Origin of the sequence: Nannocystis bainbridge, assembly GCF_028368995.1 — a bacterium.
Taxonomy (GTDB): domain Bacteria; phylum Myxococcota_A; class Polyangia; order Nannocystales; family Nannocystaceae; genus Nannocystis; species Nannocystis bainbridge.
The window spans coordinates 884532-901238 of record NZ_JAQNDL010000003.1 but is presented as its reverse complement, the minus strand read 5'-3'; the positions used below and the strand labels follow the sequence as shown (position 1 = coordinate 901238).

Here is a 16707-nt window from a genome sequence, read left to right as displayed (position 1 = left end):
TGCATGAGCCCGCCATGTTCGGTATCGTCCCCGGCACCATGTCCGAGACGTACTACAAGATCATCGAAGGCAAGAAGTTCGACAAGCAGATGCTCGAGATCGCCGAGCGGACCACCGCCGGCAAGGGCGACGGTCGCATCTCCCTCACCGACGCCAAGGAGCTGATCGGCGCCGTCACCGACGGCGGCAAGTACACCGATGTCGAGAAGGACACGATGGCGTACATCCGCGAGAACTACAAGTTCACCGACGAGGCCGACTCGTGGTTCCGCGAGGAGATCCGCCGCTTCGCCGCCCGGGCCTGATCCCCACGGGACCAGGGCGCTGATTCACTGAAGAATCGACGATGACGCGGGCGCCGGACCCCGGCCCGCGTCATCGTTTTTTGGTCGCTCGGAGACTATGATGATAGGTCCCGAGGGACATGTCCTCAGGGACCTGTGCGGACCCGGACGCGGTAGGCCTCGGGGGTCTCGCCGGTCCAGCGGCGGAACGCGCGGAAGAAGGCGCTCGGGGCCGAGAAGCCGAGCCGGTACGAGACCTCCGAGAGCGGCTGCGGGCCGGCGAGCAGCGCGGCGGCCCGCTCGCGGCGAACGGCGTCGACCAGGGCCGCGAGCGTCTCGCCCTCGGCCTGCAGCTTGCGCTGGAGGGTCCGCGGGGCCAGCCCGAGGGCTTCCGCGAGCTCGAGCAGGGTCGGCGCGCCCTGGTGCAGCCGCGCGGCCACCTGCGCCCGCACGCGCGCCCGCAGGCTGCCATCCTTCGGCAGACGCGCGAGCTGGTCGCGGGCGAATCGCTCGAAGAACGCCTGCATCGCCGGGTCTGCGCCCGGCATGCGCACCTGCAATGCCGCGCGCGGCAGCACCAGCTCGTCGCAAAGCGCCCCGAACTCGACCGGGCCGAGCGCGCGCCGCAGCTCGAGATCCTCGGTCGGCACGCGCCGCAACCTGACTGCGCGCACCTCGAGATCGCGGCCGAGCCAGCGCGGGCCGTTGACGAGGAAATCGAGGAAGGTGACCTCGGCCATCCACGCGTGCGCGCGCCGGGGCGGGCCGAACGGGGTGTAGCGCAGGGCCACGGCGTCGTCGCCGACGTCGATCGCCTCGAACCGCTCGCCGTCGTTGTAGAGGGCCTGAAAGGCGACGAAGCGGGCGAGCGCGACGCCGAGGTCGGGGCAGGTGTTGAGGAGGAAGCCGAGCGCGTCGAGGTCGCCGGCCTCGATGCCGGCGATGAAGCGCAGGCTGGCGACGTCGCCGAGGCGCTCGCACACGGCCTCGATCAGTTCGTAGACGCCGGACAGGGGCACGCGCGCGTCGGGATCGGCGAGCGCGGCGGCGCCGAGGCCGGTGCGCGCGCGCAGCCCTGTCTCTTCGAGGCCGAGGCCGACGGCGAACGCGAACAGGCGCGCGGGCAGGTGCGAGCCCATGGTCGCATCGCTCGCCGGGTGGCGCGCTCGGTCAGTCGATCTGGCGCGGTGCATGCGTGCGGCCTCGGGCCCGCCGCGCCACGCTGAGGCGCGGACGGGCCGAGCATAACCCGGCCGCGAGGAGCCGACGATGCGACACGAACCCCTGATCTCCATCCGCCGCGACGCCGCCGAATTCATCGAGGACGCGTGGTACGCGGTCGCACGCGCGCGCTCGCTGCCGCGGCGACGGCCGCTGGCGCTGCGCCGCTTCGGCCGCGCGCTGGCGCTGTTCCGCGGCGACGATGGCAGGATCGCCGCGGTCGACGCGGCCTGCCCGCACCGCGGCGCCGACCTCGGCGAAGGTCGCGTCGTCGACGGGGCGCTGCAGTGCCCGTACCACGGCTTTCGCTTCGCCGCCGACGGCCGCTGCGTGGCGGCGCCGTGCGAGGGCCGCGAGTTCCGGATCGGCGCCGAGCTTGCGGTGCGCACCTATCCGGTCCGCGAAGCCCACGGCCTGGTGTGGCTGTGGTGGGGCGCGCCGCGCGAGCGCTACCCGGAGCCGTTCTGGCCCGCCGGCATGCCCGAGGGCGAGGGCCGCGGCACCGCCACCGGCGCGCTCGAATGGGACGTGCCGCTGCAATTGGCGATCGAGAGCAACCTCGACATTCATCACACCCCATTCGCCCACCGCCGCGTCACGCCGGGGCTCGGTCATCGGCTCGATCCGTACGAGGCCCGCCTCGACGGCGATTTCGTGTACAGCAGCGGGACGCTGCGGCGCGACGACGGGCACGCGTGGGACGGCCGCGGCGGCCTAGCGATCACGCTGAACTGCAATTTCCCGGCGCTGGTGTTCGGCGAGTTCCGCGGCGGGCGACTCATCGTGGCGATGACGCCGATCGACGCGAACCGCACGGCGCTGGTGTTCCGCTACGCGCTCTCGACCCCGGTGATCGGCGGCCTGCTGGCGCGCCTGGCGGTGTGGAGCGAGCAGCGCTTCGTCCAGCCCGACGACCTGGCGCAGCAGCGGGCCGTGGTGCGCTCGGGCCTGCCGCTGCACGCGTGCCGGTTCGTGCCGTCGGACCGGGCGATCGTGCTGTGGTACAGCCTTTATCGTCGCCGGCTGGCGGCCCAGCGCGCGGCGCGAGCGGAGGCCGTCGATGCGCCCGTCACTTCCACTTGAACGACGGGGGCATGGCGGTGAGGCGCAGGCGGCGATGGGGGATCCGCCGCCGCCTGCCGGCGGGATCGATCTGGTTGCCGACGTTGGTGACGTGACCGGCGACGCCGTCGTTCCACACGCCGGCGACGAGGCCGCGCGGGCGGACGCCCGACTCGTGGATGTAGCGGTTGAAGAACTCGCGCTGCGGCTCGGTGAGGCGCTGGTGCGAGGTCATCGGCTTGGTCGCGGGGCCGGCGAGTTGGTCCGAGCGGACCTTCAGCGGCTGGACCGCGTTGACGGCCAGGCCGTGCAGCTGGGTCGTCCAGGCCAGCTTCCACAGGGTCCAGCGAATGCCGGCCTGGTACATGTCGCGGAACGGGATGAACGCGAGGTGGTTGACCTTGCCGTTCTCGAGCGGGGGGTAGCTGCCGCCGACGTCGGAGTGGGCCCCGGGGTACTCGCGGTCCACGCCGGTGATGTACGACAGCGGGAAGTTCTCGCGGTACTCGTGGCGGGCGACGAAGTGGCGCAGGTCCATCATGTCCGTGGCGTCGACGTACATGTTCTGGCCGGGGTTCGAGTCGTCGCCGGCCTTGCCGAACGAGCCGACGGAGTCGTAGATGCCGACGAAGCGGACCGTGACGTGCGGCTGGCTGCGGCGCAGCGCCATGTTGACGAGGTTGATGAAGGTGCGCGCGAGCGCTGCCCCGCGCGAGAAGCCGAACACGTCGACGGTCTTGCACGCCTGCAGCGGCAGCTCGCCGCAGCGGTCGCGCAGCCAGAAGTAGGCGCGGTTGAGCCGCTCCTGGCCGCCGAGGCCGCCGGCGAGGCCGGCGACGTTGGCCCCGGTGTCGGCCAGGTGCCGGCCACGACTGGTCACCTCCCGGCCCCAGCGGGCGCCGAACCACTTGTCCTTCACTTCGGCCCGCTCGCGCTCGGCCTGGCGCTGACGCGCGTCGGTGTCCATCGAGCCGAGGCCGACGATGTACTGCTTGACCCACTTCTCCTGCGGAGTGGCGGTGTCCTTGTAGACGTTGTAGAGCCGGACCACGTTGGTGTGGCCCTGGCGCGGCTCGTCGCGGGCCTTGTTGTTGTCGGTGCCGTCGAAGAAGACGCCCGCCCGCAGCTTGCGGCCCGTGGCATCGCACGGGCGGGTCGCGCCCGGCCGCGTCGCCGGGAACGACTGCGCCTCGCCCTGGACCCCTCTCGCCGTAGCCCGTGCCGCCGCCATCGCCTACTCCCTCTTTTTGTCGGCCTCGTTGAGCACGTCGTCCCAGTAGACCGCCGGATCGGTGACCACGGCGGCCTCCTCCCACGCGACGTCGTCGACGTCGTCGACGATCCGGTCGAGCCGGACCTGCTCGTCGAGCTCGCGCTGGTCGAGGATCGCCTGGATCTTCGGCTGCAAATGGAAGCACGGGCCGACGGCCAGCATGTCCATGACGAAGGTGAAGAGCCCGCGCTCGCTGGTCACGGCGTAGGAGCGGGCGACCTCGAAGCAGTGGAGCACCGCCGCCCGCAGGTCGAACGGGTCGTGCTTGGCGATCTGCTCCGGCATGCGGACCTGCAAGTAGGCGATGATGCGGCGGACGAGGTCGTCGTCAGCGAGCGTATCGGCCTGTTCCGCGCGGATCTTGAACATCGCTGGCACGCTCGCCGGACGAGCCCCGCGACACCGTAACAGAAGTGCGATGCAGGGAGGATCGGGGCCTGGCCCGAGGCCCGCGCGCGGTCGCTTCATCCGCGCGGGCGCATGCGAGCGCGAGGGGCCGGTGCCCGTCCGCGACGGCCGACATGCGCGGCGCGAAATTGCCACGCGGGGACCGCCCGCAATGCTGTCAGTTGTAGATGAACGCGTCATCACCGTCGGTGACGGTGATGACGAGGATCGTGTCGGCCTTGATGGCCGGGTCGAGGCCCTCGTAGGCGGCGAGCAGGCTCTCGAGGTGCATGGGTCCGTAGGCGACGACGCTCAGGATCTGTTTGGTCCACGCGTCGGCGGGGGCGACGTTGGCGCTGCTGACGAGGATGTCCGAGAGCTTGCCCTTCAGGATCGTCTCGGCCTGGGCGACGGTCCACGGCGCGTCCTTGGGGAAGCCGACGGCTCGCACGACGCTGACCCCGATCTTGAGGCCGTCGATCTCGGCCAGGAAGTCGGTCTTCTTGCCCATCGGGTTGGTGTACGTGATCGTGCCCTCGGTCTTGAGCAGCGCGGCCTGCTCGCAGCGCGCGAGCACCTCGTAGGCGACGATCTCCGAGTACAGCGAGCCGGGGTTGAGGTTGCCCGCGTCGTAGATCTGCTGGCCGCCGGGGGTCAGCAGGTCGTAATCGTAGCCGACCATGGCGAAATCGATGGCGCCGCTGAACACGAACGGGTCCGGTGATTCGAGCTCCATGGCGTCGATGAGCCCACAATCGCCAGAGAGCTCGCCGAGCTGGCCCGGCTCGTCGGTGGTGGCATCACCGGTCGAGGTCGTCGAGGTCGTGGTGGTGTCGTCGGTGGTCGAGCCGGTCGTGGTGGTGGTATCGCCGGTCGACGAAGTCGACGACGAGGTGGTGAGGTCGCCGGTGGTGAGGTCTTCGGTGGTCGTGCCAGTGCTCGGGCCGACGCCGGTGTCGGTGAGCTCGCCGGTCGAGGTCGTGGTGTCGCTCGCGGTCGTCGAGGTCGAGGTCGTCGAGGTCGTCGGCGAGGTCGTGGTCGCGTCGTGCGTGGTGCTCGAACCGGAATCGGTGGTGCTCGCGGACTCGGTGGTCGTGGCGCCGCCGTCGCTGCCGCAGGCCAGCAGGAGCGCCAGGACGGGCGAGGGGCGGACGAGCAGGCGGGCGAGCGCGGGCACGGGCATCGCGGGAGACAGTAACAGGACCGCCGCGGCGGGGGCGCGGGCGCGCGACCCGTGCGATCGCGCACCTGCCCGCGGCGGGTGCCGGCGCGAACCGGCGAACGAAACCACCGGCTCGGGCATACCAGGCGACGAGGATGCCCGAGGTCGCCGACGAGGAGCTCGTGGTCGCGCTGCGCGGCGGGGAGCTGGCGGCCTTCGACCGGCTCTACGCGCGCTACGAGCGGCGCCTCTACGGCTACATCCGCCGGATCGTCGGCGAGTCCGCGGTCGCCGACGACCTGTTCCAGGACGTCTTTTTGAAGGTGCTCCGCGATCGCAGCTATGACCCGGCGCGCGGGCGGTTCGCGCCGTGGCTGTTCGCGGTGGCCCGCAACGCGTGCCTGATGGCCCAGCGCAGCGAACGCAGCCAGGCGTCGCTGCGCGAGCGGGCCGAGGCGCAGCTGCGGCCGGGGGCGCAAGCGCTGCCCGACGCCCGCCTCGGCGAGGCCGCGCGGGTGCAGGCGGCCATGGCCGCGCTGCCCGAGGCGCAGCGCCAGCTCATCCTGCTCAAGCAGCTCGGCGAGCTGAGCTATCGCGAGATCGCCGGCCTCATGGGCGTCGCCGAGGGCACCATCAAATCGCGACTGCACGCGGCCACCCAGGCGTTCCGCCGCCTGCTGACCGAGGGAGGCTCCGGCGATGCACTGTGAAGCTTGCGAGGCCCCGCGGCCTGCGACCCGCGACGCGAGGGCGATGCGACGTGAAGACCGCGAGGTCCGGCCTGCGGACGGAGGGAGGCTCCGGCGATGAATTGTGAAGAGTGCGAGGCTTCGCTGATCGATCACGCCTACGACGAGTTGGCCGCCGAGCCGCGCCGCGCGGTGACGCGTCACCTGGCCGAATGTGCAGGTTGTGCGGTGGCCTATTGCCGGCTGCGCGCCGACCTCGACGGGGCGCTGCAGGCCGCCCACGAGGCGCCGCCGCCGGCGGTGCGCCAGCGCTTGCGGGCCGAGGTCGAGCGCGCGTTCCGTCCGAGCTGGTGGCGGCGCGGGCTGGCGCTGGTGCGCCGCCCGGTGCCGGCCTACGCGGTGGTGGCGGCGCTGGCGATCCCGGCGGCGCTGTGGCTGGCGCGGACTTCGGCCGGTGAGGAGGCCGCGGGCGCGGTGACGTCGCCCCGGGTCCGCGGCTACGACGCGGCCGCCCCGCCGCGCATCCAGCGGCCGGTGCTCTGATGATTCTCTCGTTCTCGAGCTCGATGTTCACACCTGACTCTGGAGACATGTAAAATGCGCAGACCGCTCTCGCTGTTGACCCTGGCCCTGTTCGCCTGTGACCCGGCGCCCGAGGACGCCGCCGCGCCCGAGGCGACCGACGTCGCGGCGCCGGTGCTGGCCGAGGCGCCGGCGCCCGCCAAGGCGCCGACCCGATCGCACGCCGAGGCGATGCCCGACGCGGAGAAGGCGTTCGCCGCCGCGCGCAAGCTGATCGCCGAGCACTACGTCGACGCGGCGGTCGACCCGGGGGCGCTCTACACCGGCGCGGTCGAGGGCATGCTGGCGCGGCTCGGGCAGCCGGCGGCGCACCCGATCAACGAGCTGCTGGCGCCGCGCGAGCTGGCCGAGCTGCTGCACGACACCGGTGGCACGATCGTCGGCGTCGGGGTGATGATCGAGCAAGTGGCGGGGATCCTGGTGATCCGCGAGGTGATCGCCGGCGGGCCGGCGGGCGCGGCGGGGCTGCAGCGCGGCGACCGGATCCTCGAGATCGACGGGGTCCGCGTGCAGGGCAAGCCGATGGTCGAGATCGTCGACAAGATCCGCGGCGCGGCCGGCACCAGCATCGACCTGTTCGTCCAGCGCGACACCGAGGAGTGGCACGAGAAGCTGGTGCGGCAGACGGTGGCGATCCAGAACGTCGAGGCGAAGCCGCTCGGCGACAAGCTCGGCTATCTGCGGCTGCGCGGGTTCGCCGAGACGACGCCGGCCGAGTTCGACGCGGCCCTGGAGGCGCTGCAGAAGGAGGGCGCCGAGGCGCTGGTGCTCGACCTGCGGGCGTGCCCGGGCGGGCTGCTCGACGCGGCGATCGCCATCTCGGGCTCGCTGCTGCGCGACGGCCAGGCGATCGTGACGACGACGATGCGCGACGAGCCGGTCAAGGCGGCCGTGGCGAAGGGCGACGGCCGCTGGCACGCGCTGCCGCTGGCAGTGCTGATCGGGCCCGAGACGGCCTCGGGGGCGGAGATCCTGGCCGACGCGCTGGCGACCCACAAGCGGGCGACGCTGATCGGGGCGCCGACGTTCGGCAAGGGCACGGTCGAGAGCATCCACGAGCTCGGCAACGGCTGGGCGATCAAGCTCAGCACGGGCCGCTTCGTCGGCGCCGGCGGGGAGCCGCTGGCCGGCCGCGGGGTCAAGCCGCACCTGCCGGTGGCGGTCGCCGCCGACGCGCCGCTCGACCCGCTGGACGCGGTGCCGAGCGAGGCCGACTCGGCCCTGACGGTGGCGAAGACCTGGCTCGAAGACCAGGCGAAGTGATCCTTGCCACGGACATGTCCGATCGGGCATGTCCGTACGGGCATGGCGACCGGGGCATGTTTTCATGGACATGCCCTGAGGGACATGGGATCGCCCTGGCCGGATGAGCTCGGGGCTGTGCGGGCGGCTCGCGCTCGCATCGACCGGGGGCGCTGCCGGGCGGGGCGATTCGGGCGTCCGAGGCCAACTTGTGAACGCAAAACAAGATCGCCGCGCGGCGGACCCGAAGGTCGTCCGCGCGGCGTCGTGGTGCCGCGAGTGATTACTCGGTGATGACCTTGTACTCGATGCGGCGGTTGACGGCGCGGCCCTTGGCCGTCTTGTTGTCGGCGATCGGCTCGTCGGGGCCGGCGCCGCGGGTCTGAATGCGGTCGGCGGCGATGCCCTGGGCGACCAGGTACTCGCGCACGGACTCGGCGCGCTGGCGCGACAGGTCGAGGTTCACGTCGCGCGAGCCGGTGTTGTCGGTGTGACCGACGATCTCGACGCGGATGCTGGGGAAGTCCTTGAGCACCTGCACGGTCCCGTCCATCGTCTTCTTCGAGGTCGGCTTGATGGTGGCCTTGCCGAGGTCGAAGAAGATGCCCTTGATGACGCCGGTGAACTTGGTGATCGCGGCCGGCATCTCGTCGGGGCAGCCGTCGGTGTCCTCGTAGCCGTTGCGGTTCTCCGGCTCGTTGGGGCACTTGTCGTCGGGGTCGAGGATGCGGTCGCCGTCGCTGTCGCGGATCGGGCAACCATCGGGGGCGACGCCGGGCTCCTCGGGACACTTGTCGTCGTCGTCGAGGAAGCTGTCGCGGTCGCGGTCGGCGGGCGGACAGCCATCGGGCGCGACGCCGGGGACGTCGGGGCAGCGGTCCTTGGAGTCGAAGAAGCTGTCGCCGTCGGAGTCGCGGTCGGGACAGCCGTCAGGCATGTCGCCGGCCTCGTCGGGGCAGCGGTCCTTGTCGTTGACGACGCCGTCGCGGTCGCGGTCGGTGTCGACCTTGGCCGGCTGCTGCTTCTTGCGCCCGAGAGTCAGCGAGGCGCCGGCGAGGACCTCGAGGTGGCTGGTGCCGTCGGTCTGCTGCGCGGCCTGGGCGGCGACCAAATGGCGCGCGTCGAGGCGGAGGGTGAACATTCGCGTGACGTGGAACTTGACGCCGACGCCGTAGTGGCCGACGGGGTCGATGTCCTTGCCGGCGACCGACTGCGGCGAGCGGATGCCCATGAGCCCGTAACCGCCGAGGATGAACGGCACGATGCGGAAGAACGGCAGCTGGAGGATGCCGTGGCCGCGGAAGGCGTACATGAACGCGTCTCCCCCCGGGTCATAGCGGACCGGCAGTGCTCCGAACTCGAGCTCGAGCCCGAGGAAGCTCAGCGGGAAGTAAGCCGCCCGCACGCCGCCCTCGAAGGACGGCCGACGGATCCGCTCCTGCGGCGCGGTCGCGGGGTCGTAGAAATCGTGGTACTTGGCGAATACCGCCGTACCGAGGAAGATGCCGATCTCACCGGTGTTGCGCTCGGGGCGAAACCGCCGCATGCGCGACTCTTCCTTGGCCTTGCGGGGCTCGGCCGCGCTGGCCTCGGTCGCCAGCGATCCCGCCAGCCCGAGAGCCGCGATGAGCGTAAAGCAGCGTGATGTCTTCAATGCCGTTCTCCTTCGAATGTTCGGACAAAAAGGGGGACCGCCGGACTCGGCCGCCGCGAGGGTCGCGGCGGCCGAGTCCGCTCGATTTCATCCGCGGTCGCGGACGACTACAGCACGAACCCGAAGACCGGGCAGATGGCGAGGCCGCACTCGCCGATCAGGCCGCACTCGCCGAGCACGTTGTTGAGCGTGTTGACCAGGGTCGGCAGCGACACCTGGCACTGGAGCCCGCAGAAGAGCGCGTTGTTGCCCGACTCGGCGCAGCCGAGCAGGCACAGGCAAGCGACGTCCTCGTTGCACTCGACCCACGCGTCGCAGCAGTTCTCCTTGAGGCACTCGTCGCAGGCGCCGTCGCCCGGCTCGAGCTGACACAGCTGCTCGTTGGTGTCACCGGAGCCCATGGTGCCGTTGCTGTCGCTGACGGTGCCCATGGAGTCGGTGCCGTTGGAGTCGGTGCCCATGGAGTCGGTGCCGACGGTGCCGTTGGAGTCGGTGCCCATGGAGTCGGTGCCGACGGTGCCGTTGGAGTCGGTGCCGACGGAGTCAGTGCCGACGGAGTCGGTGCCGACGGAGTCAGTGCCGACGGAGTCAGTGCCGACGGAGTCGGTGCCGACGGAGTCAGTGCCGACGGAGTCAGTGCCGACGGAGTCAGTGCCGACAGAGTCGGTGCCGACGGAGACGGTGCCGATGGAGTCGGTGCCGTCGGTCGCGGTGGCTTCGGTCGCGGAAACCTGCCCCTCGGTGGGCGCGGTGCCTTGCGAGTCGGAGTCCGACTCGGAGCCGCTCTGGCTGTTGGAGTTGGAGTTGGAGTTGGAGTTGGAGTTGCTGTTGGAAGCAGTCTCGCTGGCGCTAGCAGGATCGGTGGCCGACTCCGAGGCCGAGGCGGACGCTCCGTCCGTGCCGGCCGTATCGGTGTCGAGCAATTGGTCGCTGTTGCAGGCATACCCGCCGAACACGAGCGAAGCCGCCAAAGCGCAGACGTGTAATCCATTCATTCGCGTGTACATATCCGTTTCCTCCCATGAGTCGCGCGCAGCTTCGAGAGGCGCGACCTACCATTTCTGGATGGCGACCCTCTCATGGCACTGATCCTCGGTCAAGCGCCAATCTCGGGAGTTCGAGGTCACCTGTCCGCAGACTGTGTGGCGCCCCAAAAACACCCGAGCAGGGCCGACTCGCGCCAGATCGAGGCGATCGGCCGGCGAGCGCTGTTCGGGCGGAGATGCCCAGGGTCGCCACGAGGGCGCAAGACGCGGAGACCCGGGGCTATCGCTCAGCATGTGGGTCTAACAGTAGAGTCCGGCGTATCTCGGCTCCGAACGCCCACTGGCATTGTTTCTCGATAACACTGTTATCAATATGCGCTCAGGAGCCAGGTGCAACCTACTGCCATGTAAGCGGCGGGCTCAACCGTAATTCGCGGAGTCTTCAATCGACCGACCCGGCCGGTGACGGTCCCGATAAGCGCGCTCGCAATGATGATAGCGCGGCTCGCCCGCCGGCCGCGGGGAGACGGGCGATCGCGCGCGAGTGCGCGGCGGCGAGGGCGTTGCTGGCAATGCTGGCAGCCGAGCCGACTCGGCTGCGGTGTTGAATTGTCGGACACGCACAGATGCGCCGACACCCATGGACGTCGCGGCGAGGGCGAATCGGAGTTCGGCGAAGGCGATCGCGCATTGAAATAACAATGTTCTGAATGGTGCGAGAGGCCGACCGCGCCGGCGCGGTCCGGTGGCGGCGGCGGCCGGGCCCACGTGCACGCGAGTTAATGTGGAGATTCCCGGGGGCCCGCCGCGACTTGCTTGATCCGTCGGAGCGCCTCTTGTAAGACTCCATGAACCGGCCGGACGAAGTCGCCGTGGAATCACCTCACCGACCGATCCCCGGCGCCTGGGAGCACTTTTCCGAGCTGGACCTGCACCGCCTCGACTTGGCGGCGCGGATCCTCGCGCGCAAGACCGCGCCGTGCGACCCGACCGACCTATTGGTCCAGGCCGGCTCGGAGATGGCGCGCGGGACCGACGACGCCAGCGTGCTCGCGGCGATCGCCGTGCTCGTCCGTATCAGCGCGACCACGTCGGGCTCGCTGCAGGCGTCGCGCGACGCGGTGCTGCGCGACCTCGCGGCGCGCCTGCTCGAGGCGCTCGACGATCCCGACGACGTCGCGCTGGTGCGCGGGTGGCTGCGCCACGTGCCGTGGCAGCGGGTCGGGATCACCACGCTGCGCCGCATTCGTCGCGCGCTGCGCCGCGGGCTGCAGGCGGGGCCGGCTCGTGGGTCGGTGTCCGACATCGACGGCTGGAGCGACCTGCTCGACGCGCTGGCGCGGACGCTGGCGGTCGAGCGAGATAAAGAGGTATGGCTCGACGCCGCCGAGGTCGACCAGGACGCGGCGGCGCTGAAGCGGCGGGCCGAGGCGACGCGGGCGCTGCTGATCGAGGGCGCGGGGCTGGTCCAGGTGCCGCGCGACGGCCCGGTCCACAGTACGATCAGCACCCAGTCGGGCCAGACCGTGCGGGTGTCGACGCGAATCGTCGCCTTCCAGCCCGGTGAGACGATCGGCCGCTTCACCGTGCTCGATCGGCTCGGCAGTGGCGCGATGGGGGTGGTCTATTCGGCCTACGATCCCGAGCTCGACCGCAAGATCGCGCTCAAAGTATTGCACACCCGTAATCAGGACAGCTCGGCCCGCGGCAACGCCCGTCTGCTGCGCGAGGCCCAGGCGATGGCCCGACTGTCACACCCGAACGTGGTCGTGGTCCACGACGTCGGGATGCACCGCCAGGACGTGTTCGTCGCCATGGAGTTCATCCGCGGCAAGACGCTGCAGAGCTGGTCCGAGGAGCGCGGGCGCAGCTGGCAAGAGGTGGTGGCAGTGTACCGGCAGGCCGGCACCGGGCTGGCCGCCGCGCACACGGTCGGGCTGGTGCACCGCGACTTCAAGCCGGCCAACGCGATCCTCGGCGAAGACGGCCGCGTGCGCGTGCTCGACTTCGGCCTGTGTGCCAGCACGGCGGCTCGCATCGACACACCGGCGCGCTCGGCCTCGGGCTCCGAGCTGCCGCTGGTCGTCGGCCCGTTCGTCGGCACTCCGGCGTACATGTCGCCGGAACAGTTCCGCGCCGAGGGCGTCGACGCGGCCTCCGATCAATTCAGCTTTTGCGTGGCGCTCTACGAGGCGCTCTACGGCCAGCGCCCGTTCGCCGGCGAGACGACGCAGAGCATCGCGCTGTCGGTCGGGTACGGTGAATTGCGGGCGCCGCCCGCCGGCGCCAACGTGCCGGCCTGGCTGCTCGCGGTGGTCGCCCGCGGCTTGCGGGTCGAGCCCTCGGCCCGCTGGCCCTCGATGGAAGAGCTGCTGCGGGCGCTCGATCGCAGCCGGACGCGCGCGCGCCCGATCGTGATCGCCGCGAGCGTGGCGGCGCTGCTGGCCGGCGCCGGCGGCTACCTGGCGGCCAGGCCGGCGCCGGTCGACGAGACCTGCAATGGTTCGGGCCAGGAGATCGCGGCGATCTGGGGCGCGAGCCAGCGCGCGGAGATCGATCTGCGATTCGCCGGCCTCGGTCCCCACCACTCGACGGAGCTGTGGCCGCCGATCGCCGCGGCGCTCGACGGCTATGCGGGCGGGTGGCGGGATGCCCACAAAGAGGCATGTCAGGCTCACCGCCGGGGGGAGAATTCGGAGACGCTGCTGGACCAGCGAATGCTGTGTCTGGCCCAGCGCAAGGCCGGTCTGCGCGAGACGATCGCGGTGCTGCGCGCGGCCGACGGCGAGGTCGCGGCGCGCGGGCTCGAGATCATCCGCGGTCTGCAGCCGGTCGACGATTGCGCCGACCTGCGCATGCTCGCCAGCGAGGCGCCGCTGCCCGAGGACCCGGAGCTGCGCGCGGCGCTGGCCGAGCAGCGGGCGCAGCTCGAGCGGGTCGGCGCGCTCGACCGCGCCGGTCGCGAGGTCGCGGCGATCGAGCTGGCCGAACAGGTGGTGAAGGACGCCGAGGCCCGCGGCTCACGACCGGGCCTGGCCGAGGCGCTGCTGGCCCGCGCCCGCCTGACGATTCACATGAACAGCCCGTGGGCCGCCGACGCGTCGCTGCTGAGCCGCGCCTACTTGACGGCCTTCGGCGCCGAGGTGGACGAGACGGCCCTGGAGGCGCTGGCGCTGCGGATCCACCGGCGCAGCCGGGAGATCGGGCAGGCCGAGCAGACCCGCGAGGACATCGCCCTGGCCCGCGAGTACACGGCCCGCGTGCAGGCGCCGGAGCGGCTGCAAGGCCTGGTGCTGAACAGCATGGGCTCGGCCCTGCTGGCGATCGGGGATCTTCATCAGGCCGAGGTGACGCTGCGCGAGGCGCTGGCGGTGCGAATGGCGGCTCTCGGCCCGCGCCACGTCGATGTCGGCTTCACGCTGAGCAACCTGGCGCTGGTGGTCGCCGGCACGGCCGAGCGCGAGACGCTGGTGCTGCGGGCGCTCGAGATCTTCGAGATGGAGCTGGGCCCGGCCCACCCGCACAGCGCGGTCATCCGCATCGTCGCCAGCGTGTCGCTGACCGACCCGCGCATGGCCGCGGAGGTGCTCGAGCGCGGCTGCTCGGTGCTCGAGCGGTTCGCCGCCGAGCGCGTGGCCCAGCGGGCGATGTGCCTGGCCCACCTCGGTCAGCGCCACGAAGAGGCAGGCGCGGTGGCGCCGGCCCGCGCGGCGTGGCGCGAGGCCGCCGTGCTGGCGCGACAACTGACGGCCGACGACACGGCGCTGACGCGACCCGAGATCGCGCTGATCCGCGGCTACGCGGCGCTGCGCCTCGGCCCGGTCGGCGACGAGGTCGCCGAGTTGCGAGCAGTTTTTGCGGCCACGGCCGCGAGCGGCGAATGGTGGCTCGCGGTCCAGCAGGCAGAGCTGCGGCTGTGCCTCGGCCTCAACCTCGCGGCCCAGGGCGAACAGGTCGAGGCGCGCGAGCACCTGACGGAGGCCGTGGCCGGTCTGGCGACCGTCACCGCCGCCGCGCAGGCGCGCGACGTGTCGCTGCCGCGGCTGCTCGCGCGAGCCCGCGTCGAGCTGGCGACCTCGCTGCTGCTCAGCCAGGACCCGGCCGACAGAGCGCGCGCGACGGTCGAGCTCGCGGCGGCCGAGCAGTGGTTCAGCGGGGCCGGCGACGCGTTCGCGTGGCGGCTGGCGGCGATCGATCGCCTGCGCACGCGCGCCGGCGGGCGCTGAGCGGTGAATCGTCGCCGGAGCTGCGAGGGCAGCGACACGGCTGCGCGAGCTGAAGGTGGATTCATCACAGCTCCTGCTCTTCATATTATGCTTGACGCGGCAGGGCGCCGTGGATAGTGTCCGCGACGTCGGGGGTAGCGAGGCTATCATGCTGGGTCGGGCGCTTTGTCTTACAATCACAGGTGTGTGTCTATTTGCGGGCGGATGCGACGAACCGCTGACGGACGAGGATCTGGGGGATGACGCGGTCGCGCTGCGCGACGGCGGCTCCACGACCTGTCCGGTCTGGCGCTGCGGCTTCAATTCGGCCGAGGTCAACGGGCGCGCTATCCGCGAGCTCAACCTCGACGGCGTGGCCAACGGCGAGGGCGTGCGGATCGTCGGCTTCGTGCCGCCGCCGCTCGGGCTGCTCAGCCTGCAGAAGTTCGATATCGCGGTCGAGAAGGGCGCCCTGGTGGCGCGCTCGGGCACGACCACCCTGCGCGGCAATCAGCTGATCGGCTCGATCATCCTGGTCCATCAGCAGGGCTCGCTGCTGCCGCTGCCGATCACGGTGCTAGGACACCAGAAGATCGATTCGTGGGCCGCGGGCGCGCCGCAGGTCTCCACGTATACCCTGGTCTACCCCGACCTGAACGCGCTCCTCGGCATGCGCAATGTATGCACCGGCGACCTGCTCGACGTCCTGACCAGCGCGGTCACGGTCATCGGCGGCGAGACGTACGACCTCGAGACGAAGTCGATCCAGCCCGGCAAGTCGCGCTGGCTGACCCTGGCGTGTGCGGGCTCGGCGGCGGCGAAGCTACAGCTGATGAACTACGGGCCGCAGTCCGACTTCGATGGCGCCGGCCACCCGGCCTCGCTGGCCCAGCGCCAGGCGACCCTGCGCATGATCACGGCCGATTATTGCGGTACGGGCCACAGCTACACGCAGAACGGCACCCCGCTGCACTGGGAGAACGCGGCCGGCACGGTGGTGTCGTCCGGCGAGATGGGCGCGGTCGAGGCGGTGTGGTCGGCCTCCGGTGCGCTGTGTCTCGAGGCCCCGCGAATCGCCGGCGCCAATGTCGCCTGTAACCTGCCGGCGTGCGATGATTACTCGCTCGCGGAAGGCGAGTGGGTGACGTACGTACCGGGTGCGTGAGCAGGCTCGGCCCGCAAAGTGAGCGAGCTCCGCGGTCTTGCGATTCGCGGGCGCGCCCGGCAGACGCTCGCGCAGGGCGTGGCTGTCGGCGGTGGTGTGATTGGGTCGCGGCCGGCGTGCCGATGAGCCCGTCGCGCGGTGTCACGATCTCTCGGGAGGCGATCCGGGTCGGTGCAGCAGGCAGAGGGTCCTGCGGCGCCGGCCCGCGGTCGCATTGTCTGCCGAGACAAGGCGGAACGTTGTTTGTCGAGAGATGGCGGCTGCCGATCATTGACATCGGGCCGGCCTCGAGGTGCCTGATTCGTGGCGAGGGATGTAGATGAACAATGTTCTGTGAGCGGGGCGCGTGGCTTCGTCGGTCGGTGATGGAGCTGGCGGTGATCGGGCAGCGGAACGTTGTTCGATTGGGTAAATCGAGGTCCGGCGGGTCGTGGCAGACGATCGGCGGAGGGCCTTACTCGGCGCTGATGGGCGCAATGAACAATGTTTCGTGGCGCAGATCGGCGGGGGGCGTCGCGGCGGCGAAGAGGCGCGCGGGCCATGCGGCGGCGCGAGCGGCCTTTGCCGACCTGAACGATGTTCTGTTGCGCGAGGTGTGCCGGGTGGACACTGCGGCGTGGGGACGAGGGAGCCGGCGCGATGGCTCGCCCGGAGCACATTGTGCCAGCGGACCCGGCATTCTCACGGGTGAGGCCGTTCGATGTCAGCGGGCCGGCAAGTCGGGTCTCGGGGTAACCGCGTATCGTCGTGTTTTCTCGTGCATGTTGCTGGCGCGAGGCAGAGCTTGCATGCGAG

13 protein-coding genes are annotated in these 16707 nt (G+C 71.0%); 7 read left to right on the top strand and 6 right to left on the bottom strand.

All coding sequences use genetic code 11. The features are described 5' to 3' along the window. Nucleotides 1-14 precede the first annotated feature (14 nt). Nucleotides 15-305 (top strand): hypothetical protein, encoded by a 291-nt coding sequence (locus tag POL25_RS28910; RefSeq protein WP_272089464.1) that lies wholly within the window; start codon nucleotides 15-17, stop codon nucleotides 303-305. A gap of 125 nt (nucleotides 306-430) precedes the next feature. Here POL25_RS28910 and POL25_RS28905 read toward each other — a convergent pair whose 3' ends face one another. Next, a complete protein-coding gene (locus tag POL25_RS28905; protein WP_272089463.1) occupies nucleotides 431-1423 on the bottom strand; it encodes an AraC family transcriptional regulator in 993 nt (330 codons plus the stop codon). 130 nt (nucleotides 1424-1553) lie between these two features. Between POL25_RS28905 and POL25_RS28900 the strand changes: the two genes are divergently transcribed. Next, nucleotides 1554-2588, top strand: a complete 1035-nt coding sequence (locus tag POL25_RS28900; protein WP_272089462.1) for a Rieske 2Fe-2S domain-containing protein — start codon at nucleotides 1554-1556, stop codon at nucleotides 2586-2588. Here POL25_RS28900 and POL25_RS28895 read toward each other — a convergent pair. From POL25_RS28895 to POL25_RS28885, 3 genes are all read right to left on the bottom strand, one after another. Then, nucleotides 2575-3798 carry a phospholipase effector Tle1 domain-containing protein gene (locus POL25_RS28895; RefSeq protein ID WP_272089461.1) on the bottom strand — a complete coding sequence of 408 codons (1224 nt, stop codon included), beginning with the start codon at nucleotides 3796-3798 and terminating at the stop codon, nucleotides 2575-2577. The two genes, POL25_RS28900 and POL25_RS28895, sit on opposite strands and share 14 nt — an antisense overlap. 3 nt (nucleotides 3799-3801) lie before the next feature. Further along, nucleotides 3802-4209, bottom strand: coding sequence for a hypothetical protein (locus POL25_RS28890; protein ID WP_272089460.1), 408 nt, complete (start codon nucleotides 4207-4209; stop codon nucleotides 3802-3804). Nucleotides 4210-4405: 196 nt separating this feature from the next. Beyond that, entirely contained in the window at nucleotides 4406-5410 is a 1005-nt protein-coding gene (locus POL25_RS28885) for a hypothetical protein (RefSeq protein ID WP_272089459.1), read from the bottom strand. Between the two features lie 134 nt (nucleotides 5411-5544). On the opposite strand from POL25_RS28885, the gene POL25_RS28880 reads away from it, so the two are divergent. The 3 genes from POL25_RS28880 to POL25_RS28870 all read left to right on the top strand — a co-directional run bounded on the left by POL25_RS28880 (nucleotide 5545) and on the right by POL25_RS28870 (nucleotide 7923). Beyond that, nucleotides 5545-6099, top strand: coding sequence for an RNA polymerase sigma factor (locus tag POL25_RS28880; RefSeq protein WP_272089458.1), 555 nt, complete (start codon nucleotides 5545-5547; stop codon nucleotides 6097-6099). Between the two features lie 96 nt (nucleotides 6100-6195). Then, a complete protein-coding gene (locus POL25_RS28875) occupies nucleotides 6196-6621 on the top strand; it encodes an anti-sigma factor family protein (protein ID WP_272089457.1) in 426 nt (141 codons plus the stop codon). 54 nt (nucleotides 6622-6675) lie between these two features. After that, the gene (locus tag POL25_RS28870; protein WP_272089456.1) at nucleotides 6676-7923 is read left to right on the top strand and encodes a S41 family peptidase; all 1248 of its coding nucleotides are present in this window, start codon (nucleotides 6676-6678) and stop codon (nucleotides 7921-7923) included. Nucleotides 7924-8185: 262 nt separating this feature from the next. On the opposite strand, the gene POL25_RS28865 is transcribed toward POL25_RS28870, so the two are convergent. Further along, nucleotides 8186-9556, bottom strand: a complete 1371-nt coding sequence (locus POL25_RS28865; protein ID WP_272089455.1) for an OmpA family protein — start codon at nucleotides 9554-9556, stop codon at nucleotides 8186-8188. Between the two features lie 107 nt (nucleotides 9557-9663). Then, complete coding sequence (locus POL25_RS28860; protein WP_272089454.1) at nucleotides 9664-10527, bottom strand: hypothetical protein; 864 nt, start codon at nucleotides 10525-10527, stop codon at nucleotides 9664-9666. Between the two features lie 887 nt (nucleotides 10528-11414). Here POL25_RS28860 and POL25_RS28855 point away from each other — a divergent pair. Both POL25_RS28855 and POL25_RS28850 read left to right on the top strand, forming a co-directional pair. Next, nucleotides 11415-14768: a serine/threonine protein kinase gene (locus POL25_RS28855; RefSeq protein WP_272089453.1), complete on the top strand. Its 3354-nt coding sequence runs from the start codon at nucleotides 11415-11417 to the stop codon at nucleotides 14766-14768. A gap of 184 nt (nucleotides 14769-14952) precedes the next feature. Next, nucleotides 14953-15912 (top strand): ADYC domain-containing protein, encoded by a 960-nt coding sequence (locus tag POL25_RS28850; protein WP_272089452.1) that lies wholly within the window; start codon nucleotides 14953-14955, stop codon nucleotides 15910-15912. The last annotated feature ends 795 nt before the right edge of the window (nucleotides 15913-16707 follow it).

Excerpts from the sequence above, each read along its gene's own strand:
- POL25_RS28910 (WP_272089464.1), top strand. The coding sequence starts at position 15 with ATGTTCGGTATCGTCCCCGGCACCATGTCCGAGACGTACTACAAGATC.
- POL25_RS28905 (WP_272089463.1), bottom strand. The coding sequence starts at position 1,423 with ATGGGCTCGCACCTGCCCGCGCGCCTGTTCGCGTTCGCCGTCGGCCTC.
- POL25_RS28900 (WP_272089462.1), top strand. The coding sequence starts at position 1,554 with ATGCGACACGAACCCCTGATCTCCATCCGCCGCGACGCCGCCGAATTC.
- POL25_RS28895 (WP_272089461.1), bottom strand. The coding sequence starts at position 3,798 with ATGGCGGCGGCACGGGCTACGGCGAGAGGGGTCCAGGGCGAGGCGCAG.
- POL25_RS28890 (WP_272089460.1), bottom strand. The coding sequence starts at position 4,209 with ATGTTCAAGATCCGCGCGGAACAGGCCGATACGCTCGCTGACGACGAC.
- POL25_RS28885 (WP_272089459.1), bottom strand. The coding sequence starts at position 5,410 with ATGCCCGTGCCCGCGCTCGCCCGCCTGCTCGTCCGCCCCTCGCCCGTC.
- POL25_RS28880 (WP_272089458.1), top strand. The coding sequence starts at position 5,545 with ATGCCCGAGGTCGCCGACGAGGAGCTCGTGGTCGCGCTGCGCGGCGGG.
- POL25_RS28875 (WP_272089457.1), top strand. The coding sequence starts at position 6,196 with ATGAATTGTGAAGAGTGCGAGGCTTCGCTGATCGATCACGCCTACGAC.
- POL25_RS28870 (WP_272089456.1), top strand. The coding sequence starts at position 6,676 with ATGCGCAGACCGCTCTCGCTGTTGACCCTGGCCCTGTTCGCCTGTGAC.